This is a genomic window from Micromonospora sp. NPDC049203, assembly GCF_043197215.1.
Taxonomy (GTDB): Bacteria; Actinomycetota; Actinomycetes; order Mycobacteriales; family Micromonosporaceae; genus Micromonospora.
On sequence record NZ_JBICSV010000004.1, the window covers coordinates 446,816 to 470,892 of the forward strand.

The 24,077-nt window shown below is 73.0% G+C and carries 25 protein-coding genes; 10 read left to right on the forward strand and 15 right to left on the reverse strand.

What is annotated here, in order from left to right:
- Position 1: 1 nt before the first annotated feature.
- The gene (locus ACGFIA_RS14550) at positions 2-1,480 is read left to right on the forward strand and encodes a leucyl aminopeptidase family protein (RefSeq protein WP_393260252.1); all 1,479 of its coding nucleotides are present in this window, start codon (positions 2-4) and stop codon (positions 1,478-1,480) included.
- 31 nt (positions 1,481-1,511) lie between these two features.
- Here the strand turns inward: ACGFIA_RS14550 and ACGFIA_RS14555 are convergent, their stop codons facing one another.
- Positions 1,512-2,084 carry an O-methyltransferase gene (locus ACGFIA_RS14555; RefSeq protein ID WP_357381262.1) on the reverse strand — a complete coding sequence of 191 codons (573 nt, stop codon included), beginning with the start codon at positions 2,082-2,084 and terminating at the stop codon, positions 1,512-1,514.
- A 290-nt stretch (positions 2,085-2,374) separates the two neighbouring features.
- Here ACGFIA_RS14555 and ACGFIA_RS14560 point away from each other — a divergent pair, with 290 nt between their 5' ends.
- Positions 2,375-3,679 carry a S1C family serine protease gene (locus ACGFIA_RS14560; protein WP_393260255.1) on the forward strand — a complete coding sequence of 435 codons (1,305 nt, stop codon included), beginning with the start codon at positions 2,375-2,377 and terminating at the stop codon, positions 3,677-3,679.
- A 72-nt stretch (positions 3,680-3,751) separates the two neighbouring features.
- Positions 3,752-4,174 (forward strand): preprotein translocase subunit TatB, encoded by a 423-nt coding sequence (locus tag ACGFIA_RS14565; RefSeq protein WP_357381266.1) that lies wholly within the window; start codon positions 3,752-3,754, stop codon positions 4,172-4,174.
- A 139-nt stretch (positions 4,175-4,313) separates the two neighbouring features.
- Here the strand turns inward: ACGFIA_RS14565 and ACGFIA_RS14570 are convergent, their stop codons facing one another.
- The 3 genes from ACGFIA_RS14570 to ACGFIA_RS14580 all read right to left on the reverse strand — a co-directional run bounded on the left by ACGFIA_RS14570 (position 4,314) and on the right by ACGFIA_RS14580 (position 7,410).
- Complete coding sequence (locus ACGFIA_RS14570) at positions 4,314-5,462, reverse strand: P-loop NTPase (RefSeq protein WP_357381268.1); 1,149 nt, start codon at positions 5,460-5,462, stop codon at positions 4,314-4,316.
- A gap of 72 nt (positions 5,463-5,534) precedes the next feature.
- Positions 5,535-6,131, reverse strand: a complete 597-nt coding sequence (locus tag ACGFIA_RS14575) for a DUF1003 domain-containing protein (protein ID WP_357381270.1) — start codon at positions 6,129-6,131, stop codon at positions 5,535-5,537.
- Positions 6,124-7,410, reverse strand: coding sequence for a magnesium transporter MgtE N-terminal domain-containing protein (locus ACGFIA_RS14580; RefSeq protein WP_393260259.1), 1,287 nt, complete (start codon positions 7,408-7,410; stop codon positions 6,124-6,126). The genes ACGFIA_RS14575 and ACGFIA_RS14580 overlap by 8 nt, the downstream gene beginning before the upstream one ends.
- A 33-nt stretch (positions 7,411-7,443) precedes the next feature.
- Between ACGFIA_RS14580 and ACGFIA_RS14585 the strand changes: the two genes are divergently transcribed.
- Entirely contained in the window at positions 7,444-8,313 is an 870-nt protein-coding gene (locus ACGFIA_RS14585) for a PhzF family phenazine biosynthesis protein (protein WP_393260262.1), read from the forward strand.
- A 179-nt stretch (positions 8,314-8,492) separates the two neighbouring features.
- On the forward strand, positions 8,493-9,026 hold the full coding sequence (locus ACGFIA_RS14590; protein WP_393260265.1) for a hypothetical protein: 534 nt from the start codon (positions 8,493-8,495) through the stop codon (positions 9,024-9,026).
- A 25-nt stretch (positions 9,027-9,051) separates the two neighbouring features.
- Here the strand turns inward: ACGFIA_RS14590 and ACGFIA_RS14595 are convergent, their stop codons facing one another.
- Positions 9,052-9,747: an HAD family hydrolase gene (locus ACGFIA_RS14595; protein WP_357381278.1), complete on the reverse strand. Its 696-nt coding sequence runs from the start codon at positions 9,745-9,747 to the stop codon at positions 9,052-9,054.
- Between the two features lie 258 nt (positions 9,748-10,005).
- On the opposite strand from ACGFIA_RS14595, the gene ACGFIA_RS14600 reads away from it, so the two are divergent.
- Positions 10,006-12,141, forward strand: a complete 2,136-nt coding sequence (locus tag ACGFIA_RS14600) for an APC family permease (RefSeq protein WP_393260268.1) — start codon at positions 10,006-10,008, stop codon at positions 12,139-12,141.
- 3 nt (positions 12,142-12,144) lie between these two features.
- Here the strand turns inward: ACGFIA_RS14600 and ACGFIA_RS14605 are convergent, their stop codons facing one another.
- The 3 genes from ACGFIA_RS14605 to ACGFIA_RS14615 all read right to left on the reverse strand — a co-directional run bounded on the left by ACGFIA_RS14605 (position 12,145) and on the right by ACGFIA_RS14615 (position 14,003).
- Positions 12,145-12,789: a hypothetical protein gene (locus ACGFIA_RS14605; RefSeq protein ID WP_357381282.1), complete on the reverse strand. Its 645-nt coding sequence runs from the start codon at positions 12,787-12,789 to the stop codon at positions 12,145-12,147.
- 84 nt (positions 12,790-12,873) lie between these two features.
- On the reverse strand, positions 12,874-13,161 hold the full coding sequence (locus tag ACGFIA_RS14610) for a hypothetical protein (protein WP_357381284.1): 288 nt from the start codon (positions 13,159-13,161) through the stop codon (positions 12,874-12,876).
- A gap of 17 nt (positions 13,162-13,178) precedes the next feature.
- Positions 13,179-14,003 (reverse strand): SDR family NAD(P)-dependent oxidoreductase, encoded by an 825-nt coding sequence (locus ACGFIA_RS14615; protein WP_357381286.1) that lies wholly within the window; start codon positions 14,001-14,003, stop codon positions 13,179-13,181.
- A 123-nt stretch (positions 14,004-14,126) separates the two neighbouring features.
- Here ACGFIA_RS14615 and ACGFIA_RS14620 point away from each other — a divergent pair, with 123 nt between their 5' ends.
- A complete protein-coding gene (locus ACGFIA_RS14620) occupies positions 14,127-15,083 on the forward strand; it encodes a CoA ester lyase (protein ID WP_357381288.1) in 957 nt (318 codons plus the stop codon).
- Positions 15,084-15,125: 42 nt separating this feature from the next.
- Here the strand turns inward: ACGFIA_RS14620 and ACGFIA_RS14625 are convergent, their stop codons facing one another.
- The gene (locus ACGFIA_RS14625) at positions 15,126-15,689 is read right to left on the reverse strand and encodes a DUF4190 domain-containing protein (protein ID WP_357381290.1); all 564 of its coding nucleotides are present in this window, start codon (positions 15,687-15,689) and stop codon (positions 15,126-15,128) included.
- A gap of 115 nt (positions 15,690-15,804) precedes the next feature.
- Here ACGFIA_RS14625 and ACGFIA_RS14630 point away from each other — a divergent pair, with 115 nt between their 5' ends.
- Entirely contained in the window at positions 15,805-16,695 is an 891-nt protein-coding gene (locus tag ACGFIA_RS14630; protein ID WP_393260274.1) for an SDR family NAD(P)-dependent oxidoreductase, read from the forward strand.
- 3 nt (positions 16,696-16,698) lie between these two features.
- Here the strand turns inward: ACGFIA_RS14630 and ACGFIA_RS14635 are convergent, their stop codons facing one another.
- A complete protein-coding gene (locus ACGFIA_RS14635) occupies positions 16,699-17,100 on the reverse strand; it encodes a DUF4190 domain-containing protein (RefSeq protein ID WP_357381294.1) in 402 nt (133 codons plus the stop codon).
- A 172-nt stretch (positions 17,101-17,272) separates the two neighbouring features.
- Between ACGFIA_RS14635 and ACGFIA_RS14640 the strand changes: the two genes are divergently transcribed.
- Positions 17,273-18,469 carry an acyl-CoA dehydrogenase family protein gene (locus ACGFIA_RS14640; protein ID WP_357381296.1) on the forward strand — a complete coding sequence of 399 codons (1,197 nt, stop codon included), beginning with the start codon at positions 17,273-17,275 and terminating at the stop codon, positions 18,467-18,469.
- A gap of 207 nt (positions 18,470-18,676) precedes the next feature.
- On the opposite strand, the gene ACGFIA_RS14645 is transcribed toward ACGFIA_RS14640, so the two are convergent.
- Together ACGFIA_RS14645 and ACGFIA_RS14650 are read right to left on the reverse strand one after the other, a co-directional pair.
- Positions 18,677-19,099 (reverse strand): CoA-binding protein, encoded by a 423-nt coding sequence (locus ACGFIA_RS14645; protein ID WP_357381298.1) that lies wholly within the window; start codon positions 19,097-19,099, stop codon positions 18,677-18,679.
- 40 nt (positions 19,100-19,139) lie between these two features.
- Positions 19,140-21,188 carry an intein-containing Rv2578c family radical SAM protein gene (locus ACGFIA_RS14650; RefSeq protein WP_393260278.1) on the reverse strand — a complete coding sequence of 683 codons (2,049 nt, stop codon included), beginning with the start codon at positions 21,186-21,188 and terminating at the stop codon, positions 19,140-19,142.
- Between the two features lie 83 nt (positions 21,189-21,271).
- Between ACGFIA_RS14650 and ACGFIA_RS14655 the strand changes: the two genes are divergently transcribed.
- The gene (locus tag ACGFIA_RS14655; RefSeq protein WP_357381302.1) at positions 21,272-21,691 is read left to right on the forward strand and encodes a DUF393 domain-containing protein; all 420 of its coding nucleotides are present in this window, start codon (positions 21,272-21,274) and stop codon (positions 21,689-21,691) included.
- A 15-nt stretch (positions 21,692-21,706) separates the two neighbouring features.
- On the opposite strand, the gene ACGFIA_RS14660 is transcribed toward ACGFIA_RS14655, so the two are convergent.
- The 3 genes from ACGFIA_RS14660 to trxA all read right to left on the reverse strand — a co-directional run bounded on the left by ACGFIA_RS14660 (position 21,707) and on the right by trxA (position 23,557).
- Complete coding sequence (locus tag ACGFIA_RS14660) at positions 21,707-22,615, reverse strand: MFS transporter permease (RefSeq protein WP_357381304.1); 909 nt, start codon at positions 22,613-22,615, stop codon at positions 21,707-21,709.
- The gene (locus tag ACGFIA_RS14665; RefSeq protein WP_357381306.1) at positions 22,612-23,052 is read right to left on the reverse strand and encodes a hypothetical protein; all 441 of its coding nucleotides are present in this window, start codon (positions 23,050-23,052) and stop codon (positions 22,612-22,614) included. Before ACGFIA_RS14665 ends, ACGFIA_RS14660 begins: the two co-directional genes overlap by 4 nt.
- A 142-nt stretch (positions 23,053-23,194) precedes the next feature.
- Complete coding sequence (gene trxA / locus ACGFIA_RS14670) at positions 23,195-23,557, reverse strand: thioredoxin (protein WP_269702434.1); 363 nt, start codon at positions 23,555-23,557, stop codon at positions 23,195-23,197.
- Between the last annotated feature and the right edge of the window lie 520 nt (positions 23,558-24,077).

Genomic DNA, 24,077 nt, shown 5'->3' on the forward strand with positions numbered 1-24,077 from the left:
CGTGCTGGTCATTCGTCTGGTGAGCGGGCCCGCGGGGCCCGACGCTCTCGTCCTGCCCGTCCGCTCCGGAGGGCCGGACTCGCCGGACCCCCCGGACTCCCCGGCCCGACTGGTGCCGACCGCCGTGCCGGTCGGCGACGACGTGCGGGCCGAGGCCGCCGCCGTACTGCCCGTCACCCGGCTCACCGGCGCGGCCGGCGAGGTGCGCGAGCACCTGCGTCCCGGCGGCTCGCCGGCGCGGCTGTGGCTCCTCGGTGTCGGCGACGGCGACGAGCGCGACTGGCGTACCGCCGGGGCGGCGCTGGCCCGCGCGGCGAAGGATGAGACGCAGATCACCATCGCGCTTCCCGGTGAGGCGACGGCGGCGCTACGCGGACTGGCCGAAGGGCTGCTGCTCGGCTCGTACCGTTTCCGCCTGACCGAGGCCGGCGGGCGGTCCGCCCTGGCCGGGGTTTCGGTCCTGGTCGACGACCCGGACGCGCTCGCCGGCACGCTCGCCGCCGCCCGGGCCACCGCCGAGACGACCCGGCTCGCGCGGGACCTCACGAACATGCCCTCGTCCACCAAGAACCCGGAGTGGTTCGCCGCGCAGGTGGCCGAGGCCGCGTCCGGGCACCCCGGCCTGCACCTGCGGGTGCGCGGCCCGGAGGAACTGGCGGCCGAGGGCTTCGGCGGTCTGCTGGCCGTCGGCGGCGGATCCGCGAGCGGCCCGCGCCTGGTGGAGCTGGACTGGCGGCCCGAGGGCGCGCGTACCCACGTGGTGCTCGTCGGCAAGGGCATCACGTTCGACACCGGCGGCATCTCGATCAAGCCGGTGCCGGCCATGAAGCTGATGCGCAAGGACATGGCCGGCGCCGCGGCGGTGATCGCCGCGACGCTCGGCGCCGCCGAGCTGCGCCTGCCGGTACGGATCACCACGCTCGCCCCGCTCGCCGAGAACATGGTCAGCGGCTCGGCGTTCCGCCCCGGCGACGTGATCCGGCACTACGGCGGGCTGACCAGCGAGAGCACCAACTCCGACGCCGAGGGCCGGCTGGTGCTCGCCGACGCGCTGGCGTACGCCGCCCGCGAGCTGAAGCCCGACCTGCTGATCGACCTGGCGACGCTGACCGGCGCGAACGCCGTCGCCCTGGGCAAGCGGCACGCCGCGCTCTACAGCGACAACGACGCGCTCGCCGCCGGCCTGCTCGACGCGATCACCGCGGCCGGCGAGCGGGCCTGGCGGATGCCGCTCGCCGACGACTACCTGGAATACCTGGCCAGCGACGTCGCCGACCTGCACAGCTCGCCGGCGCAGGGCGCCGGTTCGGTGGTGGCCGCGCTGTTCCTGCGGGAGTTCACCGGCGACCTGCGGGACCGGTGGGCGCACCTGGACATGTCCGCGCCGTCCTGGTCCGACGACACGCACGGCGAGCTGGTCAAGGGCGCCACCGGCTGGGGCGTGCGCGGGTTGCTCCGCTGGCTGGCGACGCTGGGCTGAGTCGGGCGTGCCGGGGCACGTGGGGGCCGAGTCAGGCCTTCACCGCGGCGAGCAGGCCGTGGCCGACCGGCAGCAGCGCGGGCACCCACTGCTCCGACTCGCGGATCGCCTTGATCGTCTCCCGCACGGTGACCGTCTCGACGTCGCGCGCGGCCGGGTCGCTGATCCGGCCGGCCGCCAGCGCGCCGTTGAGCGCGAGCACCCCGCCGGGGCGCAGCAGCCGCAGCGCCGCGTCCACGTACGCGGCGAAGCCGGTCGCCACCGCGTCCACGAAGACCAGGTCGTAGGCGCCGTCCGCGAGCCGGGGCAGCACGTCGAGGGCCCGGCCGGTGATGATCCGGGTACGTCCCGACGGAAAGCCCGCCTCCTGGAACAGCCGCCGGGCGATGCGCTGGTATTCGACCTCGACGTCGATCGTGGTGAGCACCCCGTCGGGGCGCATGCCGCGCAGCAGCCACACGCCGCTCACGCCGGTGCCGGTGCCGATCTCCACCACCGCCCGGGCGTTGCCGGCGGCGGCGAGCAGCCGCAGCGCGGCGCCCGACCCGGGCGTGACCGCTTCCACCCCCACCTCGTGGGCGAGGGCGCGGGCCGTGCGCAGCACGAGATCCTCGGGGACGAAAGACTCGGCGAAGTGAAGCGCCTGGGCCGTCGAACTGCCGTGACCGGCGACCGTGGCGATGGGACACCTCCGAGGGGCGGACTGGTGCGAGGGGCGGTATGCACTGTGAGCGTAGAGGCGGGCCGGTACCGGCGCAGCCGCGAGTCCGTCGCCGGGTGCTCACCGACGGCAACCCCTGACCCCATTCGCGCCATCCGTGTAATCCTGGATGGGTCCCGCGCGTCACTGTCGTCCGGCTCCGCCGGCCGCCGGCGCGGGGCCAGCGGGACGGAGTGGGAGGCACCGACGTGACCGACGGCTGGGACTGGCGGCGGCCCGGCGGATCGCCGGCACCGGGTGGGCCGGCGTCCGGACGACCGCCGCAGGACGCCCCGGGTCAGGTGCCGTCGCCGTGGTGGTCCGACGCGCTGGCCGACCCCTGGCGGGACCCGTACGCGCCCGCCGCCGTGGTGGTTCCGGCGACACCGGCGCCCGGTGCGGGGGAGCCGGAGCCAGTCACCGACCCCGATCTGCCGGCCCGGCCGGGGCTGCGGCAGGTGGTGCTGATCTCGCTGGTCACCGCGCTGCTGGCCGGTTCCCTGGGCAGCGCCCTGACGTACGCGTTCCTGCGCGGCGGCGACGTGCCGACGATCGGCGCGCAGTCCGGCCAGGCCCCGGCGCTGGCGCAGCGCAAGCCCGAGTCGCTGGCCGGGGTGGCCGAGCGGGTCCTGCCCAGCGTGGTCACCATCCGCGTGGTCAGCCTCGGCGGCACCAGCGAGGGCTCCGGCTTCGTGGTGACCAGCGAGGGCCACATCGTCACGAACGACCACGTGGTCGCCGACGGCCCGGGTAAGGCCACTGTCGTGTTCAACGACGGCAGCACCGCCGCCGCCACCGTGGTCGGGCAGGACCCGGAGTCGGACCTCGCCGTGATCAAAGTCTCCCGCAGCGGGCTGACCCCGGTGCAGTTCGGCGACTCCGACGCGCTCGCCGTCGGTGACCCGGTGCTCGCCATCGGGTCACCGCTGTCGCTCGCGAACACCGTCACCGCCGGCATCGTGAGCGCGCTGGACCGGACCATGCAGGCCGGCGAGCCGGGCGGGCCGACCCGCTACTACGCGGCGATCCAGACCGACGCCGCGGTCAACCACGGCAACTCCGGCGGCCCGCTGGTGGACGGCGCCGGGCGGGTGGTCGGGGTGAACTCGACGATCAAGTCGCTGGTGGCCGACGGGCAGGAGGCCGGCAACATCGGCCTCGCCTTCGCCATCCCGATCAACCAGGCGAAGCGGATCACCGAGGACATCATCGGCACCGGCAAGGCCCGGCGTACGGTGATCGGCGCCCAGGTCGGCGGCACCGGCGCCACCGGCGGCGGGGTACGCCTCAACGCGGTCGAGCCGGCCGGCCCGGCGGCGGCTGCCGGACTCCGTACCGGGGACGTGGTGCTGCGGCTGGACGGCCATCCGATGACCGATCCGACCGACCTGGTGGCCCTGGTGCGCAAGTACGCGCCCGGTTCGGTGGTGACAGTCGAGTACCGGCGCGGGTCGTCGCGCCAGAACGCGTCGGTGACGCTCGCCGCTGACGCGAAGTAAGCACCCGTCACCCCCTCCCGGATGGTCACCTGACGTGCGTAGTCTTGCCCTCACACGGACGAGGAGGCCGCGGTGTTCGAGAACCTGAACTGGTGGGAGATCGGCGTCCTGCTGCTCCTGGCGCTGTTGATCTTCGGGGACCGGCTGCCCAACGTGATCAGCGACGGCCTCCGGATGGTCCGCAACCTGCGCAACATGGCGCGCAACGCCACCGGCGACCTGAGTCGCGAGCTGGGCACCGACATCCAGCTGGAGGATCTGCACCCCAAGGCGTTCATCCGCAAGCACCTGCTCAGCGAGGAAGACGAGCAGGCGATCCGCAAGCCGCTCCAGAGCATGTACGACGACCTGCGCTCGGACGTCACAGGCGTGCACGACGAGTTGAAGGACGTGGCGAAGGCCGCCGACCTGCGCACCCCGAGCGTGGCGACCAGCACCCCCGCACCCACCCCGACGCCCCCGGCCCCCCGCCCGTCCTACGACGACGCCACCTGACCGCTCGCCCTCTCGCGCGCCGTCGATCATGAAGGTGGCGGCGCGTCGGCGACCGCCAACCTCATGATCGTCCGCTGAAACGGGCGCCGCCCCCTCCCGCGTGGCGGGAAGGGGCGGCGGAGAGCGGGAGCGGTGCGGGTCAGCGGCCGGCCGGCTTGAGGCCCAGGGGCTTGCCGAGCAGGGACTCACGGCGCACGGCCAGGCGGTCGGCGACCTCGAACAGCGCCTTCGCGGCCGGGGCGTCCGGCTGGGCCAGCACGATCGGCTGACCGGCATCGCCGCCCTCGCGTACCCGGGTGTCCAGCGGGATCTGCCCCAGCACCGGCACCTGCGCGCCGATCGTACGGGTCAGCGACTCGGCCACCGCCGCGCCGCCGCCGGCCCCGAAGACCTCCATCCGGGAGCCGTCCGGCATCTCCAGCCAGGACATGTTCTCGATCACGCCGACCACCCGCTGGTGGGTCTGCAACGCGATCGCGCCGGCCCGCTCGGCCACCTCGGCGGCGGCCGCCTGCGGCGTGGTGACGACCAGGATCTCCGCGTTCGGCAGCAACTGGGCCACCGAGATCGCGATGTCGCCGGTGCCCGGCGGCAGGTCGAGCAGGAGGACGTCCAGGTCACCCCAGTAGACGTCGGCGAGGAACTGCTGGAGCGCCCGGTGCAGCATCGGCCCGCGCCAGACCACAGCGGCGTTGCCGGGGGTGAACATGCCGATCGAGATGACCTTCACGCCGTGCGACTGCGGCGGCATGATCATGTCCTCGACGCGGGTCGGCGCACCGTCGGCGCCGAGCATCCGGGGCACCGAGTGACCGTAGATGTCCGCGTCCACCACGCCCACCGACAGGCCCCGGGCGGCCAGCGCGGCGGCCAGGTTGACGGTGACGCTGGACTTGCCGACGCCGCCCTTGCCGCTGGCGACCGCGTAGACCCGGGTCCGCGAGCCCGGCTGGGCGAACGGGATCACCGGCTCGGCGGTGGCGCCGCCACCGCGCAGCTTCGACTGCAGCTCCTGGCGCTGCTCCGGGCTCATCACCCCGAAGGTGATCTCGACACCGCTCACGCCGGGTACCGCGCCCACGGCGGCGGTGATGTCGCTGCGCAGCTTGTCCTTCAGCGGGCAGCCGGCCACGGTGAGCAGCAGCTCCACCCGGACCACGCCGTCCTCGTCGCGCTCGGCGGACTTGACCATGCCGAGTTCGGTGATCGGCCGGCGGATCTCCGGGTCGTTGACGGTGGCCAGGGCGGCCTGGATCGCGTCGGAGACGGTGCTGACGGGTGCTGACATGCCCGCAATGCTACGTCGCGGGTCATCCGCCACCGCCGCTGGCGGGGGCGGTGTGAGCGATTCGATGACCGGTCAGCGGTCGCGCGCGTAGTCGCTGTCCAGCTCGTCCCGGGGCTCGTCCAGCGGCTCGCCGCCGCCCGCCCGCCGGCCCTCACGCTCCTGCTGCCGCCGCTCCAGCTTGCGCCGCCGCTCGGCCGCCTCGTCCAGCTCCTCACCCAGCCGGGTCAGCTCCGAGCGCAGGAAGTCCCGGGTCGCCACGTCACCCATCGCTATCCGCAGCGCGGCGATCTCCCGGGCCAGGTATTCCGTGTCGGCCTTCTGCAGCGTGGCCCGCCGCCGGTCCTCGTCCATCGCGATCCGGTCCCGGTCCGCCTGCCGGTTCTGCGCGAGCAGGATCAACGGCGCGGCGTACGACGCCTGGAGGGAGAGGATCAAGGTCAAGAACGTGAAGGTGTACGGGTCGAAGCGCAGATTCGCCGGCGCCAGCGTGTTCCACAGGAACCAGGCCACCAGGATCAGCGTCATGTAGACGAGGAAGTTCGCCGTACCCATGCCCCGGGCGATGCCCTCGGCCCAGCGGCCGAACGTCTCCGCGTCGACCCGCGGCAGGTGCAGGCTCCGCGGGGCGCGCGGCTGGTCGAGCCGGTCGCCGCGTCGCTGGTCACTCATCGTCGCCGTCCAGGGTGCCGTCGTCGGTGGCGGACGAGGTGGATGCCGCGTCCCGTTCCCGCCAGTCCCGCGGCAGGGAGTGGTCCAGCACGTCGTCCACTGTCACCGCGCCGACGAGCCGGTTGTTCCGGTCCACCACCGGCATGCCGACCATGTCGTACGTGGCCATCCGGCGGGTGATCTCGGGCAGCGGGGTCGACGTGCGCAGCGGGTCGATGTCGTTCACCACGATGCCGCCGAGCAGGTCGGCCGGCGGTTCGCGGAGCAACCGCTGGAAGTGCACCATACCCAGGTAGCGGCCGGTCGGTGTGGTGAGCGGGGCACGGGCTACGAAGACCTGGGCCGCCACGGCGGGGGACAGTTGCACCTCCCGGATCCGGGCCAGCGCCTCGGCCACCGTGGCGTCCGGCGGCAGGATCACCGGCTCCGAGGTCATCACGCTGCCGGCCGTTCCGGAGGCGTAGCGCAGCAGCTGGCGTACCGGGTCGGCCTCGTCCGGCTCCATCAGGTCCAGCAGCACGTCCTGCTCCGGCGGGGGCAGCTCGTTCAGCAGGTCGGCCGCGTCGTCCGGTTCCATCTCCTCCAGGACGTCGGCGGCGCGCTGGCGGTCCAGCGCGGCCAGGATCTCCACCTGGTCGCGCTCGGGCAGCTCGCTCAGCACGTCGGCCAGGCGTTCGTCGTCGAGCGCGGCGGCCACCTCGTTGCGCCGGGCGTCGGGCAGGTCCTGGAGGGCGTTCGCCAGGTCGGCCGGGCGCATGTCCTCCAGGACGGCGAGCAGGTTCGCCGTACCCCGGTTGTCGCCGACCGTGCCCAGGCCGCGGACCCGGTCCCAGTCGACCTGGTGGAGGTGGCCGCGGCGGGTGAGCCGGCCGGTGTGCTCGCGGACGGCGACCCGGCCTAGCGCCCACTCGCCGCCGCGGCTGCACTCCATGGCCACGTCCACCACGGAGCCGGCCCGGCCGCCCTCGACCTGGACCCGGCGGTCGAGCAGTTCCTGGAGCACCAGCAGCTCGTTCGGGCGCTTCTCGAAGCGGCGCAGGTTGAGCGTGCCGCTGCCGAGCACCACCCCGTCGGGATCGATGGAGGTGATCCGGTTGATGGACAGGAAGATGCGTCGTCGCATCGGCATCTCCGCGACCAGGCCGACCACCTCCGGCGGTCGCTGGGTCGCGCGCATCCGCGCCACCGCGTCCCGGACGCGGCCGACCTGATCGCCGTTCGGGTCGAAAACGGCGACTCCGGCGAGTCGAGCGAGGTAGACCCGGTTCGGCGTGCTCACGGGCACCAGCCTAAGGGCCTACTCTCTAACAGCATGTCGACCTTGGGCTACGAGATCGTGGACGTCTTCACCGACCGCCCCTTCGCCGGCAACCCGCTGGCCGTGGTGTTCGGCGCGGAAGGGCTGGCCACCGAGCAGATGCAGGCGCTCGCGCTGGAGTTCAACCTGTCCGAGACGGTCTTCGTGCTCCCGCCGACACAGGTCGGTGCCACCTACCGGGCGCGGATCTTCACCCCCGCCGACGAACTGCCCTTCGCCGGGCACCCGAGCGTCGGCGCCGCGGTGACCGCGAGCCGGCGTGGCGTCTTCGGCGCGGGCCGGGTCACCCAGGAGTGCGGCGCCGGCGTCCTGCCGATCGAGGTGACTGCCACCGGCGCGACGCTCACCGGCGGCACGCCCACGCTCGGCCCGGAACTCGACCCGGAACCGCTGCTGGAGATGGTCGGCCTCACCGGCCCCGACCACGTCGGCCCGCCGCCGCGCGTCGCCGGGTGCGGCCTGGAGTTCCCCTACCTTCCGGTACGCCCGGACGCGGTGGCCCGGGCACTGTTGAACACGGCGGCGGCGGAGCGGTACGGCGTTGAGCACGTCAGCCTCTTCTCCTGGGACGCCGATTCGCAAACCGCGCACGCCCGGGTCTTCGTGCCGGGGCTCGGCGTGCCCGAGGACCCGGCGACCGGCTCGGCCGCCCTGGGACTGGGCGTGTGGCTGGTCGCCAGCGGCCTGCTTCCCGGCGACGGCCGCGCGGAGTACACCGTCCGGCAGGGCATCGAGATCAACCGCCCGTCCACGCTCCACTGCACGGTGACCGCCTCCGGCGGGCTGGCGATGGGCGCGACGGTCTCCGGCCAGGTGATGCCGGTGGCCCGAGGCGAGATCACCGTCCCCCCCTTCATCGGCTGAGCCCACCCACCCCCCACCCCGGCCCTCCCTCCTCCGCCCCCCGGCCGGCCGCTCCGGTGATCAAGGAGTTTGTGCCGGCGAACGGGCCGGGGAAGGACACAAACTCCTTGATCACCGCGGGCGGGGGTGGGGGCGGCGGGGGCGGGCGGGGTGGCGGGGTGGGGCGAGTTGGGGTGGGGATGGGGGAGGATGGCGGGGTGAGCGACGAGGTGGACGAGCGGGTGACGCCGCCGCTCGTGGACGAGGCGGTGAAGAAGGCCGCGGTCTGCTGGGTGAGCACCGGCGGCGGCCCGGCGTACGCGCTGTGGTGCCTGCCGGTGGAGGGCACGCTGCTCGTGGTCACCGGCCCCGGCGAGCAGGCCGCACCAGGGCTGGCCGGCAGCGACACCGCCGACGTGACGCTGCGCGGCGATCACGGCGGGCGGATCGTCACCTGGCCGGCGCGGGTGACCCGGCTGCGACCGGGCACCGAGGAGTGGGAAACCGTCGCGCCGCTGGTCGCGGCGAAGCGGCTCAACGCCTCCGGCTCCGCCACGGAGCTGGTCGAGCGGTGGGCGGCGCAGGGCTGCGCGCTCAACCGGCTCGCGCCCGCCGGCACCGCAGTGACCGGCGCCGACCTGCCGGACGGCTCGCTCAGTGAGCAGCCCCGCCCGGCGCCTGTGGTGCGGGCCGCCCGCAAGCCGTTCCGCCTGCACCGCGTCCGCCGCCGCTGACCGTGTGAAGCCGTTGACGAGCCGGTCAGGCGACAGGGACCGGGTCGAGCAGGCCGAGCACCTCCGTCAGCGAGGTCATCGACGGCCCGTGGAAGCCGTGGTCGGCGTTGAGCACCACGTGGTCGGCGAGGTCCGGCGCGGCCAACCGGACCGCGCTCAGCCCGGCCCGCTCCGCCCCGGTGAGTTCCTGACTGTCGCCGTCGCCGACGTAGAGGCAGTCGGCCGGCTCCTGGCCGAGCCGGTAACACGCGGCCAGGTAGAGCGCCGGATCGGGCTTGCAGCGTCCGACCCGTATCGAGAAGACCTGGGCGTCGAGCAGTGGCGCGACGGCGAGCTGCGGCAGGAACGCCGGCAGCTCGTGCGTGCAGTCGCTCACCAGCCCGGTGCGTACGCCCCGGTGGCGCAACGCGGCCAGCACCGGCACCGCTTCGGCGCGTAGCCGGGCGCCGGCCCGCACGGCCCGGTGGCGGGTGGCGACGGCGGCGCGTACCGCCGCGTCGGACGGGTGGACGCCGAGCCGGCCGCACACCCACCGCATCGTCGACTCGGCGTCGCCGAAGGATCCGCTGGCCCGTTCGTAGTAGCTGCTGTCCAGCACCTCCACCAGGGACTCGGTGGAGCAGCCGAGCGCCTCGGCGGTGGCGCGGTGGGCGGCTCCGCGCCGCGCGCCGTGGGTCAGGGTGCCGAAGAAGTCGAACAGCACCGCCTGGAACCTGGGCATGAGGGACGCCTCCGGACGTCTGTCAGGGATCGCCGGGACGTGCATGATCGTAACGGTTCGTTGACGGTGCGTGTCTGTCGGGTGTCCGGGTGAGGATTACCGACCGTTCCGCACCCGCCACTCGACGCGTCGGCTGGCCGGCGATCCTCGCCTGGGGCGGCTCCGGCCGGCCCGACGCCGCCGGGCGGCTGAGCCGGTCGGGGCGAAGTCGCGCCGTTCCGGCCACCGGGCGGTCCGGTTTGCACGAAAGTGCTCAGGGTGGGGGCGGACCGGGACGACGCGGCGGAGGCGGGCACCGTCGTCACGCCCTCGGCCGAGTTCCCGCCGCTCGGCGACGAGGACCGGGCGGCGCTCGGCCGGATCGGCGAACGCTGGCGCGGCCCTCGCGACGCCGACGACCTGCCGGTGGACCCGGCGCTCGGGCGGCACGACCGTCACCCGGCGCCGACCCGGTTCGGCCGGCTGGCGCCGATCGACATGTTCACCGTGGCGCAGCCGGGCGAGCTGGTCGCCACCGGGGCGGCCGACCTGCCCGGTGGCCGGGCCGGGCGGGCCGCCACCCGGGTCCGCCGGGCCCTGTTCGGTCCGCCGTTGTCCAGCGCTTCGGTGCTGTACGAGCGGATGCGCAAACTGGTCGCGCTGCCGGTGCTCTCCTCGGACCTGCTCAGTTCCGTGGCGTACGGGCCGGAGGCGATGCTCGTGGTGCTGGTGCTGGCCGGGAGCGCCGCGCTCGGCCTGGCGTTGCCGCTCGCCGCCGTGCTCGTGGTGCTGATGGTCGCGGTCGGCCTGTCCTACCGGCAGACCATCCCGGCCTACCCGCACGGCGCCGGCTCCTACATCGTCGCGGGGGACAACCTCGGGCGTACGCCGGGACTGGCCGCCGCCGCCGGGCTGATGCTCGACTACGTGCTGACCGTGTCGGTGTCGGTGGCGGCCGGGGTGCACGCGGTCACGTCGGCGCTACCCGGGCTCGGCCGGTGGACCGTGCCGCTCGGGGTGCTGGTGATCGCCGTGCTGCTCGCCGGCAACCTGCGCGGCGTACGGACCGCCGGGAACATCTTCGTGCTGCCCACGTACGCGTTCGTGGTGGTGCTGGTCGCGGTGCTGGCGGTCGGGTACGCGAAGGCCGCCTCGCGGGGTTTCGCGCCGCTGCCGCCGCCCTCGGTGCCCGCCGCCGAGGGCCTTGGCGTGCTGCTGGTGCTGCGCGCGTTCTCCTCCGGCGCGGTGTCGATGACCGGCATCGAGGCGGTCTCGAACGCGGTTCCCGCGTTCCGGCCGACCGAGTGGCGCAACGCCCGCACCACGCTCGGCTGGATGGTCGCCATGCTGGTCACGCTGTTCGCCGGCCTGGTCGGGCTGATCCACCTCGACGGCCTGGCGCCCCGGGCGGACGAGACGCTGCTGTCCCAGCTCGGCCGGGTGACGTTCCCGAGCGGGCCCGGGTACGCCATCCTCCAGGCCACCACCGCGCTGATCCTGCTGCTCGCCGCGAACACCGCGTTCAACGACTTCCCCCGGCTGCTGTTCTTCATGGCCCGGGACGGCCACGCGCCGCGCCGGTTCCTGCACATGGGCGACCGGCTGGCCTTCAGCAACGGGCTGGTGGCGCTGGCGCTGACGGCCGCGCTGGTGTTCGTCGCGTTCGGCGGGCACACCGAGCGGCTGATCCCGCTCTACGCGGTCGGTGTGTTCCTCGCCTTCACGCTGTCCCAGACCGGGATGGTGGTGCACTGGCGGCGCCACCGGGGGCCGGGATGGCGTCGCCGGCTCGCCCTGAACGCGGCGGGTGCGGCGCTGTCCGGGCTGGTGCTGCTCACCGCGGCGGTCGCCAAGTTCACCGAGGGCGCCTGGGTGGTGGTGCTCGCCGTGCCGCTGCTGGTGCTGCTGTTCCGCCGGATCCACAGGCACTACGACCGGCTGCACCGCGCGCTGGCGCTGCACCCGCCGCCGTCGGCGCCGCCCGCCGAGGGCGACGAGCTGCCCCAGCAGGTACGCCATCTGGTGGTCGTGCCGGTGGCCCGGCTGAACCGGGCGTCGCTGCGCGCACTGGCGTACGCCACGTCGCTCGGGCGGCCGACGCTCGCCGTGCACCTCGCGCCGGAGGAGGCCGAGGCGGACCGGTTCCGGGACCAGTGGCGGGCCTGGGGCGACCACCTGCGGCTGGAGACGATCGTGTCGCCGTACCGGTCGGTGATCGGGCCGCTCGCGCACTACCTGGAGGCGCTGCACGCCGCGCACCCGGAGCTGACGCTCACCGTGATCGTGCCGGAGGTGGTGCTGCGCCGACGGCGGTACCGGTTGTTGCACAGCCGCGCCGAGCAGCGGCTGCGGGCGGCGTTGCGGGCGCTGCCCGGCGTGGTGGTCACCAGCGTCCCGGTGCACGTGTCGCGGTGACGCTCAGAGGTACCCGGCGAAGTGGTCGGCGACCAGCGCGGCGACCGCCTCGGCGTCCCGGCCCAGGTCCACCTCGATCACGCGTACCCCGAGCGTCCGGGCGCCGGCGACCGCGTCGGCGGCGACCAGCTCGTCGCGCGCGATCCGATGACGCCACGCCCGCTCCGGGTCGCTCACGCCGGGATGCCGGGCCGTCGCCCGCGGCAGCCGTTCCACCTGGTACGCGCGGAACTCCGGCGTCGGCACCAGCACCACCATCTGCCCTGTCGACTCGACGACCGGGGCGACCAGTTCGGGCCGCAGCCCCCAGCCCTCGGCGACCACCCGGCGGCCGCTCACCAGCGCGCTCAGGTCGTCGAGCACCCACTCGAAGCGGCGCGGAAACCCGGCGAGGGTCTCGGCTGCCATCCGCTCCGGGTCCGTCGTCACCCAGGTCGCCTCCGCGTCCGGGCCGTCCGGCGGCTCACCCCGTCGGATCCGGTCGGCGATCCGCCGGTCGTCGTGCCCTCGCGCGTCGTGGCGGTCGTAGAGGTACGCGGTCAGCCCGTACCGCAGTGCCAACGTGACCGCGAGTGTCGTCTTGCCGGCCCACTGCGCGCCGCCGATCCAGAGTGCGCGGCGGGCGGTGGCCAGGGGATCGAAGTCCACGCCCCGACACTGCGCCTCGCCAGCCTCAAGATCAAGTCTTGTTCTCGGCGTCCCCGCGTGATGAAGTGAGGGAGAAGGCGCAGCTCAGACGTCGCGTACCTCCAGCACCCGGGTGGCGGGCGCCGCGTCGCCCAGCTCGGCGCGCAGCGCGACGCGGTCCGGGTCGACCAGGAACGCGTCGAGCCCGGCGCGGGCGGCGAACCGGATGACGTGCACCTCGGTCTCCCCGTCGCCGGTGCGCAGCCGCCGTTCCAACTCGCCGCCGTGCCGGCCGAGCAGCGCCAGCACCCCGTCCTCGTAGCGCCGCCCGGCGTCCATGTCGGCGCTCAGGTCGACGAGCGCGACCAGCAGGACCTCTTGCTCTGTGGTCATATGTCCCCTCGGTGTCGTCAGGCGTCGAGCCCAACCGCCTGCGCGCTGGCGGTCCAGAGCCGCGCGGCGAGCGCCGGATCGGCCGCCTTGGGCCGGGGCCGGTGCGGCTTGCGGTCGGCGTAGTAGCCGCCGTCCGTCAGCCGGGACGGGTCCTGGCAGGCCAGCCACACGAGCGTCTCCGCGCCCTTCTCCGGGCTGCGGAACGGCAGCAGCCGCATGCCGAGCGCCACGATCCGGCTCTCGTTGCCGAAGCGGGTGCGCACCACGCCGGGGTGGAACGCGTGCGCCGGCACCTCCGGCCAGCGCCGCGCGGCCTCGGCGGTGAACAGGATGTTCGCCTGCTTGCTGGTGCCGTACGCCCGGAACGGCCGGTACGAGCGCAGCGCGGAATTGAGGTCGTCCGGGTCGAGCACGCCGCTGCGGTGCGCGTCCGAGGCGGTGACCACCATCCGCCCGATCCGGTCGGCCAGCAGGTTGCTGAGCAGGAACGGGGCGAGGTGGTTGGCCTGAATGCTCAGCTCGAAACCGTCGACCGTCGTGATCGGTTCCAGCACGATCGCGCCCGCGTTGTTGGCGAGCACGTCGATCCGGTCGTACCGCTCGCGCAGCCGTTCGGCGAGCCCGCGTACGTCGTCGAGCACGGCGAAGTCGGCGCGGAACAGCTCCGGCTGCTCACCGCAGCACTCGCGGACCCGCTCGCCCGCGGCGCGCAGCCGGGCCGGGTCGCGGCCGACCAGCACGACCTGGTCACCACGGCGAGCCAGCTCCTCCGCGGCGGCCAGGCCGATGCCGGAGCTCGCCCCGGTCAGCACCACGATCCGACGGTCAGTGAGATCTTCCACAGGTCCATTCACCCCGGTCACGGCACGAGGTTACCGTGGCGTCACCACGCCCTTTGGGATCGTTAAGTTCTCGAAATCCACCGCTGCGCCGGCACCGCGCCGGACGCTGGAAGGAGCGCATCCATGACCGCTGTCGGTCGTCCCCGCCGATCCTGCCTGGCGGTACCCGGCTCCAGCGTCAAAATGCTCGGCAAGGCCCAGGGCCTCCCCGCCGACCAGGTCTTCCTCGACCTGGAGGACGCGGTCGCCCCGCTGGCCAAGCCGGACGCGCGCAAGAACATCGTGGCCGCGCTGAACGAGGGCGACTGGACGGGCAAGACCCGCGTGGTCCGGGTGAACGACCTGACCACGCCGTGGACCTACCGGGACGTCATCGAGGTGGTCGAGGGCGCCGGGGCGAACCTGGACTGCATCATGCTGCCGAAGGTGCAGAACGCCGAGCAGGTGCACTGGCTGGACCTGCTGCTCACCCAGATCGAGAAGACGCTCGGCCTGGAGGTGGGCCGGATCGGCATCGAGGCGCAGATCGAGAACGCGGCCGGGCTGGTGAACGTGGACGCCATCGCCGGGGCCTCGCCCCGGGTCGAGACGATCATCTTCGGCCCGGCCGACTTCATGGCCTCGATCAACATGAAGTCGCTGGTGGTCGGCGCGCTGATCCCGGACTACCCGGGTGACCCGTACCACTACATCCTGATGCGCATCCTGATGGCCGCGCGGATGCACGACAAGCAGGCCATCGACGGCCCGTTCCTGCAGATCCGGGACGTGGACGCGTTCCGTGAGGTGGCGAAGCGCTCGGCGGCGCTGGGCTTCGACGGCAAGTGGGTGCTGCACCCCGGCCAGATCGACGCCGCCAACGAGGTCTACTCCCCGGCGCAGGCCGACTACGACCACGCCGAGCTGATCCTCGACGCGTACGACTACTACACCTCGGAGGCGGGCGGGAAGCTCGGCGCGGTGATGCTCGGCGACGAGATGATCGACGAGGCGTCCCGCAAGATGGCGCTGGTGATCGCCGCGAAGGGCCGTGCCGCGGGCATGTCCCGTACCTCCTCGTTCACCCCGCCCTCGGAGTGACCGGCCCGGGCCGCCCCGAGTTCGCGGGGCGGCCCGCCGGGTTCAGTAGGTCGTGCCGCTGTAGCCGGACGACTCCTGGTTGGCCGCCCAGACAATCAAGATCACGATGGCGGCGGTGGCCAGCACGGCCAGCGCGGTGGCGATCCAGCCGACGATGATGCCCGCGGTGGCGAAGCCCTCGCCGCCCTCACCGCGTTCCCTGATCTGCTTACGGGACACGTGACCGAGGATCGCGCCCACCACGCCGATGTAGCCACCGAGGCCGTAACCGCAGAGGCCGAGCGCGCCGATGATCGAAACGATCATCGCGGCGATGGCCAGGCCGTTCTGCTTCGGTCCGGCGGGGTACCCGTATCCGGGGTAACCCCCCGGGGGCGGGTACGCGCCCGGCTGCGGATAGGCGCCCGGCGGGTAACCGGCCGCCGCGTACGGGTCGGCGGACTTCATGCCGGCGTACGAGTCGGCGGGCGCGTACGGGTCCGCCGGGCTGGGCTGGGCCGGGATGGGGTTGCCGGCCATCGGCAGCAGCGGGTCGGCCGGTGGGCTCGACTGCGGCCCGGCCGCCGAGGGGTCCTGCCAGCCACCGGACGGTGGGGGATAGGTCATCTGATCATCTCCAGGTACGTGGTCGCGCTCAGGGTAGCCACCCGGCGCGCGACACGGGCGTCCCCTTTCGGCCACCGCGTTGCCCGTTCGGTCGGCACCGGGCAGGATCTTCGGCATGGCACTTGACGCGCGTGGGGGTCGGTCGCGACGGGACATGAGCCGGCCGGGGTCGGTGCGACGCCCGCGTGGCGGCGAGCCGGTCGGCGCCGCCGACTCCGAGCGGCCCGCGCCGCTGCCGGAACCGGCCACCATGCGCCTGGACGGCCGGGTCGCGCTGGTGACCGGCGCGGGCAGCCCCGACGGCATCGGGTACGCGACCGCGCGCCGGCTGTCCGACCTGGGCGCCCGGGTGGCGATCGTGTCCACCACGAGGCGCATCCACGATCGCGCGGGCGAGCTGGGTGTCACCGGTTTCGTCGCCGACCTCACCGACGAGTCGGAGGTGGGCGCGCTCGCCGACGCGGTCGCCGAGCAGCTCGGCGACGTCGAGGTGCTGGTGAACAACGCGGGGCTGGCCAGCCGGGCCAGCCCGGAGGTGCTGCGTCCGGTGGCCCAGTTGACGTACGACGAGTGGCGCGGCGAGATCGACCGCAACCTGACCACCGCGTTCCTGAGCAGCCGTGCGTTCATCGGCGGCATGGCCGAGCGGGGCTGGGGCCGGATCGTCAATCTGGCGGCCACCGCCGGGCCGGTGAACGCGCTGCCCACCGAGGCGGCCTACGCGGCGGCCAAGGCCGGCGTGGTCGGGCTGACCCGGGCGCTGGCGATGGAGATGATCGCCGACGGCGTGACGGTGAACGCGGTGGCGCCGGGCATCATCCACACCGCGGCATCCACCATGGCGGAGATCAAGCAGGGGCTCGGTACGCCGGTCGGGCGCCCCGGCACCCCGGACGAGGTGGCCGCGGCGATCGCGTTCCTCTGCTCACCGGCCGCCTCGTACATCACCGGGCAGATGCTCGTGGTCGACGGCGGCAACAGCGTCCGGGAGGCGCAGTTCCGCTGACCGTCAGTGGGTGCTGTTGTCGGAGTTGGCCCAGAACGCCAGGCCGATCCAGCCGCAGCAGATCAGCACGCCGAGCGCGGTGAAGATGTAACTGAGGACCAGCCCCCAGGTGGCGAGCTGGTCGCCGTCCTCGCCGGTCTGCCGGATCTGCCGCTTGGCCAGGTGGCCGCAGACGATGCCGGCGGGCGCGAAGACGAACGCGAAGACGAGCGACAGGATGGCGAGCACGTTCGTGCCACGGGGTCCTGGTCCCTGGCCGGGCGGGCCGTACTGGCCGTAGGGCGGCTGCGGCGCGTACGGCGGCTGCTGGCCGTACTGCTGGTGCTGCTGGCCGTACTGCGGCTGCCCGTACGGCTGGCCGTGCGACGGCGGCTCGTACGGCGAGGGTGGCTGCTCGTCACTCACGCGCGCCCCTTTCCCCAGGTCGACGGCCTTTTCTCTTGCGGACGCTACCCGCAGCGGTGAACCTTTTCACAGCGGTTGTGTGGACTGGTCACCTTGGCGCGGCCGGTCCCGGGGCCGATACTGACCGAGCGTTCAGTTACCCATGAGTAAGGCGCCGACCCCGGAGGCTGAGATGGCCCGACTCGCCCAGACACCCGGACTGACCGACGTGCAGCGGTCGATCCTGGAAACCGTCCGGGAGTTCGCCGACAAGGAGATCATCCCGCACGCGCAGCGGCTGGAGCACGCCGACGAGTACCCGAGCGACATCCTCGACGGCATGCGCGAGATGGGGCTGTTCGGCCTCACCATCGACGAGGAGTACGGCGGCCTGGGCGAGTCCCTGCTGACCTACGCGCTCGTGGTGGAGGAGCTGTCCCGGGGCTGGATGTCGATCTCCGGCATCGTCAACACCCACTTCATCGTGGCGTACCTGGTCTCGCAGCACGGCTCGGCCGACCAGAAGGCCCGGCTGCTGCCCCGGATGGCCACCGGCGAGGTGCGCGGCGCGTTCTCGATGTCCGAGCCCGAGTGCGGCTCGGACGTCTCGGCGATCAAGTCGAAGGCCGTCCGCGAGGGTGACAACTACGTCCTCAACGGCCAGAAGATGTGGCTGACGAACGGGGCGTACTCGTCGGTGGTGGCCACTCTGGTCAAGACCGACACCGGGGCCGACTCGGTCTACGGCAACATGAGCACCTTCCTGCTGGAGAAGGAGCCCGGCTTCGGCGAGACCGCGCCCGGCCTCACCATCCCCGGCAAGATCGACAAGATGGGCTACAAGGGCGTCGAGACCACCGAGATGGTGCTCGACGGCGTCACAGTGCCCGCCTCCGCCGTGCTCGGCGGCGAGGAGAAGGTCGGCCGGGGCTTCTACCAGATGATGGACGGCATCGAGGTCGGCCGGGTCAACGTGGCGGCCCGCGCCTGCGGCATCTCGATCCGGGCGTTCGAGCTGGCTGTCGCGTACGCCCAGCAGCGCCACACCTTCGGCCAGCCGCTCGCCAAGCACCAGGCCGTCGCGTTCAAGCTCGCCGAGATGGGCACGAAGATCGAGGCCGCGCACGCCCTCATGGTCAACGCGGCCCGGCTCAAGGACGCCGGCCAGCGCAACGACGTCGAGGCCGGCATGGCGAAGCTGCTCGCGTCCGAGTACTGCGCCGAGGTGGTCCAGGAGGCGTTCCGGATCCACGGCGGCTACGGCTACTCCAAGGAGTACGAGATCGAGCGCCTGATGCGCGAGGCGCCGTTCCTGCTGATCGGCGAGGGCACCTCGGAGATCCAGAAGACGATCATCTCGCGCGGCCTGCTCAAGCAGTACAAGCAGTAGGACTCATCGTTCCGCCACGCCGGGGGCCGGTTCCGGTGCGGTCACCGGCAACCCCACCGCCAGTGCCTCCGGCGTGGTCCGGAACCGCTCGATCGCGGCGATCAGCCGCTCGGCGCGAGCAGCCGGCGGGACCACAGCCCGTCGCGGTCGGGCACCGCCGCAGCCGCCATCGGGCCGGGATCGGACATGCCCGAAGGGTACGCGCCGTCAGCCGGCCGTTCCGCCTGGCGTACGGGTCAGTCCGGCGGCGGCCCGCTCGACGATGAGGCATCTGTCCTCGACGTAGTCGAGGCCGGCCTCCTCGGCGATCCGGCGTGCCTCGTCCGAGAAGATCCCGAGCTGCAACCACACCGCCGGGGCGCCGATCGCCACCGCCTGCCGGACCACGTCGACCGCGTCCCGGGCCGGGCGGAACACGTCGACCAGGTCGACCGGGTGCGGGATGTCGGCGAGCGTCGGGTACGCCTTCTCGCCGAACAACTCGTCCACCGTCGGGTTGACCGGGATGATCCGCCAGCCGTGCCGCTGCATCTCCAGCGGTACGCGGTGCGCGGCCTTGCCCGGGTCACGGGAGGCGCCCACGACGGCGATCACGGCGGAGTCGGCGAGGATCTGCTGAGCGGAACGCATCCCCCGACACTAGCCCCGCCGGTGCGGGTTCTCTCGGCGGCTAGAGCAGGGAGAGCTGTTCGGCGGCCGGGGCAGGCGGCGGAGTTTCGGGCAGTCGGCGGTTGTCGCCGGTCTCGCCCCGGTGCAGCCCGTGCCGGCGTGCCGCGATCCGCACCCGCGCGGTCACCTCCCGCTGGTACGCCTGCGGCGCGTACGAGCCGGCCTGGTAGAGCTGCCGGTAACGGGGCACCAGGTGCGGGAACTCCCGGGCCAGCCAGCGGGCGTACCACTCCCGGGCGCCGGGCCGCAGGTGCAGCGGCAGCGGCGTCACGCCGGCCGCGCCGGAGGCGGCGATCGCTGCGACAGTGGCGTCGATCGACTCCTCGTCGTCGCTGAGACCGGGCAGGATCGGCGCCATCAGCACACCCACCTCGAAGCCGGCGTCGGCGAGCTGACGGACCGCGTCCAGGCGGCGGCGCGGGCTCGGGGTGCCCGGCTCGGCCGCCCGCCAGAGCGCCTCGTCGACGAACCCCACGGAGTACGACAGCCCGACCCGGGTCACCTCGGCGGCCTGGCGCAGCAGTGGCAGGTCACGCAGCAGCAGCGTGCCCTTCGTCAGGATGGAGAACGGGTTCGCGAAGTCGCGCAGCGCCTCGATGATCTGTGGCATCAGGCGGTAGCGGCCCTCGGCCCGCTGGTAGCAGTCCACGTTGGTGCCCATGGCGACGTGCGCGCCGCGCCAGCGCGGAGCGGCCAGCTCCCGGCGTACCAGCTCGCCCGCGTTGACCTTGACGATGACCTTGCGGTCGAAGTCGGCACCGGCGTCCAGGTCGAGATAGGTGTGGGTGTTGCGGGCGAAGCAGTTGTGGCTGACCACACCGTTGGCGATGAAGTCGCCGGTGCCGGTGGTGATGTCCCACAGCGGAAGCTCCAGGCCCAGATCCTCGACGGCGGTCACCTGGAGCCGCGCCGCGCACTTGAGCGCCATGCCCTCGATCGAGCGCCGGGCGGTGACTGCCGGGTCGGTGAGGTGGAAGAAGCGCAGCCGCTCCGGCAGCCCGCCGGTCAGCCGGAGCTGACGCGCCGCACCCGGCGTACCCGGCACGTCGAGCGCCCAGCGGAAGTCGAACCGGTCCAGCGCGGCGGCCGTGCGGGCCCGGCTCTCGTCGTCCGCGACGCTGATCCGGAACACGCCCCGGTGGCATGTGCCGGCGGCGTCGAACATGCCGGCCAGGTAGCCGAGCGCCCAGTCACCGGTGGTGTCGTCGGGTGGCGCGAACAACCCGGTGACGACCTCGGCCGGGCCGGATGTGCGTACCACAGTGGTCGTCGCCCGCCGGCCGACCCGGCCGGCTGTGGCCCGCTCGACGGTGACCCCGGCGTCGGCCAGGTAGCGCTCGGCACGATCCAGCGCCTCCGTCTCGGCGGTGGCCAGCCGGAAGCGGGCACCGAAGCCGGGCCGGTCGTGGTCGCGGATCAGGGCGTGCAGGTAGCCCCTGTGGTAGTCGGCCGAGCGTTTCGGCGCGACCGCGAACCGGCCGGTGCCCAGCAGGCGGTTGCGGGTGGTCAGGTGAGGACGGCGCCCGCCGCCCCGCATGGTTCCGGTGACGTGCTTCCAGCCGCGTTCGGTGAGGAACCGGTGGTCGCCGCTGGCGACGAGCGTGGTGCCGTCGGCCAGGGTGACCCGGTAGGCCCGCTTCACAGTGGACCACTTGTCGAGCACCGAGGTGACGACGTAGTGGCGGTAGGCGCCGCGCCGGCGGGTGCCGTAGATCCGGTCGCCGGGCTCCAGCTCGCTGATCGCCCTGGTGCGGCCGTCGGCCATCAGGATCGGTGTGTCGCCGCCCAGGCAGTAGACGCACGCGTGCGAGCAACCACGGTAGGGGTTGATCGTCCACTCGAACGGCACCCGCGACTGGCCGGGCACCCGGTTGATGATCGACTTGGCGTGCACCTCGTAGAACGTCATGCCGGCGAAGCCCGGGGTGTCGAACGTGCGGGCGACGGCGCCGGGCAGCGCCAGCGGCAGGGGTGGAGCCGCCGGCGCCGCCCGATCGGGAGTCCCCTCGTCCGGGGGAGCGGAGAGGTTGTCCCAGCGCATGGCGTTCATTCGAACATGTGTACGAACAAAGCGCAAGTGATGCTCCGGACACCGCGCGCCGCCGGGGCCCGGGGCGGGTGCAGGATGGAGGCATGGAGACGTCGACCTTCGTCTACGACGGCGACTGCGCCTTCTGCACCAGTTGCGCGCAGTTCATCGAGCGCCGCATCCCGACCGGCGCCCGGGTGGTGCCGTGGCAGTTCGCCGACCTGGCGGCGCTGGGCCTGACGGAGGCCGAGTGCGAGGAGGCGGTCCAGTGGGTGGGCGCCGACGGCTCCCGCGCCGCCGGTCCGGACGCCATCGCCCGGCTGCTCGGCGACAGCGGGCCGCTCTGGCGGTTCGCCGGGGCCGGGCTGCGCCTCGTGCCGGTCCGCGCGGCGGCCTGGCCCGCGTACCGCTGGGTGGCGCGCAACCGGCACCGGATGCCGGGCGGTACCGCCGCCTGCGCGTTGCCGCAGGAGGCCCGGGAGCGGCTGTACGGCCCGACCGGCCGCCCGGGTCCGACCGCCTGACCGGCGTGCCCGCGCTCAGGCGGTCGCCGGCGCGGAGGGGCCGGGGGCCGGCGTCACATCGGCGGTCGCCGGCGCGGGGGATGTCGGGGCGGCCGGCGGCGGGCGGCCGAGCAGGCGCCTGACGAACACCACGGGGCGGACCTTCTCCAGCGCCAGGAAGCTGGTCATCGCCGCCAGGTGCGGCGCGAACGAGATGGTGATCGTCGCGATGGTCACCAGGTGGAACGAGTAGAAGAAGCCGACGGTCATCGTCCGCCACCGGGCCGGCAGCACGAACACCAGCGGGCTGAGCAGCTCGAACGCCAGGATGCCGAACTGCGCCACGATCAGCAGGTGCGGCACCTGCGCGATCAGGTCGGCGAGGTCGGTGCCGCGCCGGATGATCGCCTTCGCCAGCACGGAACCGGTCGCCCAGTCCCAGCCGCCGAAGCGGAACTTGGCCCAGGCGGCGAGGAAGTACGTGCAGATGACCGCGATCTGGGTGACCCGCAGCGCCCAGCCGCCCGCCTCGGTACGGGTCGGGTCGCCGTGCCGGGCGCGCCCCGCGGTGGGCAGCACGGCCAGTGCCACCAGGAGCGCGAACCGGTCGTGGTCGACCTTGCCGTAGCTCATCGCCACGATCATCCACTCGAAGTACAGCGCGAAGACCGTCCAGCCGAGCAGCCGGTGCGCCCGGCCGGTGGCGGCCAGCAGCGCGGTGACCAGCAGTGCCCAGAACACCACGCCGACCAGGGCCGGGGTGGGGGTGGGCAGCGGGAGCAGCCGGCCGACGAGCAGCGGCTGGTAGAGGTCGCCGGGAACGTCGACCCGGGTGCGTACCCAGGGGGTGAAGACGACCAGGTCGGCGGCGACGAAGAGGTAGACCAGGGTGCGGAAGGCGGCGATCCGGCCGCGCGGGACCGCCTCGGTCAGCCAGCCGGTCATCGGCCGATCTCCCAGCGCACCGCTGTCTCGTCGGTCCACCTGCCGGTCGGGCGGCCACCCTGGATGTCGAACCAGCGGACGACGATCCGCACCTCGACCAGCTCGGGTGCGCCGGGGTGGCGTTCGGCGTACGCGTCGGCGACGGTGCGCAGCAGGCTCGGGTCCGTGGCGTACCGGCCCTGCTGACCCTCGATCTCGGCCCGGCGGATGCCGGTGGCCTCCTGGCCGAGCGCGACCACCGTCCCGGTGGTGTCGACGCCCTCGACCCGGGTGTCCGGGGCGGGCGCGTTCGGCGGGTCGGAGGTGGAGTACATCCGGAACGGCCCGAACGGGAAGTCGTCGTCGGTGCCGCGCACGGTGCCCAGGAGCAGCAGCGCCAGGCCGAGCAGGGTGGCGCCCACTCGGACCGCGCGCCCGTGGGCGGTCAAGGTCTCCATCGTGTGGTGACGTTACGGGAGTGAAGTGGCCGAAAGTGTCCCTCACTCGGCCATTCCTCACTACCCGTCCCGCCGGTCCGGCGGGCGCGAGGACGCCGCCGGCCGGCACCCCGGAGGGCGCCGGCCGGTGGCGTACGGAACGTCAGTGGTTGTGCTCGGCCAGCTTCTTGCGGACGTCGTCCATGTCCAGCGCCTGGACCTGCTCGATGAGGTTCTCCAGCGCCGACTCCGGCAGCGCGCCCGGCTGGGCGAAGACGATCACGCCGTCACGGATCGCCATGATCGTCGGGATGGAGCTGATGTTGAACTTCACCGCCAGCTCCTGCTGCGCCTCGGTGTCGACCTTGCCGAAGGCGATGTCCGGGTGCTTCTCCGAGGAGCGCTCGTAGACCGGGGCGAAGCGCTTGCACGGGCCGCACCAGTCCGCCCAGAAGTCGAGCAGGACGATCCCGTCGCGCCCGGTCACCTCGTCAAAGTTGGCCGTGGTCAGCTCAACCGTTGCCATTTGCTCTCTCCGATCACCGCGGATTGTCGTACGTCCGGTGGAACCAGGGTCAGTCCGTCCGAATTCCCGGCGCGCGGGTGACGAAACGCTGAGCGCCGGGACGGTGACCCTGAGCACATCGAACCCCATCTGTTCGCCCCGGCCGTGCGGAACGCAAATGCATGCCGCACTTGCGTGACGGGCGGTGATGGGAGCGTTTCCAAGGAGATCACGCTATGTGTCCGCTACGCGCCGGTAACTTCGGCCTTGACAAGCGTCTATGCAGCCTGCGGTGATCGCTTACCGACTGAGTGTCGGTTACTTTCAGTAGTGTTACGAAAAGATAAATGTGACCTCCGTCTCTGTCGGCGGAGGGTGGTCGTACGGCAGAATTCTTCGCATCAGAGCGTGGGCGGCGGGTGCCGGGGAGGGCCCCGCCGCTCATTGCGTCCGGACCTCGGTGACCCCCGGTGTGACATTTCCGCCGGGCGAGCGCCCCGCCCCTCGCCTTAACAAGCGATAAGGCATGCTGTGCCGAACT

Excerpts from the sequence above, each read along its gene's own strand:
- ACGFIA_RS14570 (WP_357381268.1), bottom strand. The coding sequence starts at position 5,462 with ATGTCAGCACCCGTCAGCACCGTCTCCGACGCGATCCAGGCCGCCCTG.
- ACGFIA_RS14575 (WP_357381270.1), bottom strand. The coding sequence starts at position 6,131 with ATGAGTGACCAGCGACGCGGCGACCGGCTCGACCAGCCGCGCGCCCCG.
- ACGFIA_RS14585 (WP_393260262.1), top strand. The coding sequence starts at position 7,444 with ATGTCGACCTTGGGCTACGAGATCGTGGACGTCTTCACCGACCGCCCC.
- ACGFIA_RS14590 (WP_393260265.1), top strand. The coding sequence starts at position 8,493 with ATGGGGGAGGATGGCGGGGTGAGCGACGAGGTGGACGAGCGGGTGACG.
- ACGFIA_RS14595 (WP_357381278.1), bottom strand. The coding sequence starts at position 9,747 with ATGCCCAGGTTCCAGGCGGTGCTGTTCGACTTCTTCGGCACCCTGACC.
- ACGFIA_RS14610 (WP_357381284.1), bottom strand. The coding sequence starts at position 13,161 with ATGACCACAGAGCAAGAGGTCCTGCTGGTCGCGCTCGTCGACCTGAGC.
- ACGFIA_RS14620 (WP_357381288.1), top strand. The coding sequence starts at position 14,127 with ATGACCGCTGTCGGTCGTCCCCGCCGATCCTGCCTGGCGGTACCCGGC.
- ACGFIA_RS14625 (WP_357381290.1), bottom strand. The coding sequence starts at position 15,689 with ATGACCTATCCCCCACCGTCCGGTGGCTGGCAGGACCCCTCGGCGGCC.
- ACGFIA_RS14630 (WP_393260274.1), top strand. The coding sequence starts at position 15,805 with ATGGCACTTGACGCGCGTGGGGGTCGGTCGCGACGGGACATGAGCCGG.
- ACGFIA_RS14640 (WP_357381296.1), top strand. The coding sequence starts at position 17,273 with ATGGCCCGACTCGCCCAGACACCCGGACTGACCGACGTGCAGCGGTCG.
- ACGFIA_RS14645 (WP_357381298.1), bottom strand. The coding sequence starts at position 19,099 with ATGCGTTCCGCTCAGCAGATCCTCGCCGACTCCGCCGTGATCGCCGTC.
- ACGFIA_RS14650 (WP_393260278.1), bottom strand. The coding sequence starts at position 21,188 with ATGAACGCCATGCGCTGGGACAACCTCTCCGCTCCCCCGGACGAGGGG.
- ACGFIA_RS14655 (WP_357381302.1), top strand. The coding sequence starts at position 21,272 with ATGGAGACGTCGACCTTCGTCTACGACGGCGACTGCGCCTTCTGCACC.
- ACGFIA_RS14660 (WP_357381304.1), bottom strand. The coding sequence starts at position 22,615 with ATGACCGGCTGGCTGACCGAGGCGGTCCCGCGCGGCCGGATCGCCGCC.
- ACGFIA_RS14665 (WP_357381306.1), bottom strand. The coding sequence starts at position 23,052 with ATGGAGACCTTGACCGCCCACGGGCGCGCGGTCCGAGTGGGCGCCACC.
- trxA (WP_269702434.1), bottom strand. The coding sequence starts at position 23,557 with ATGGCAACGGTTGAGCTGACCACGGCCAACTTTGACGAGGTGACCGGG.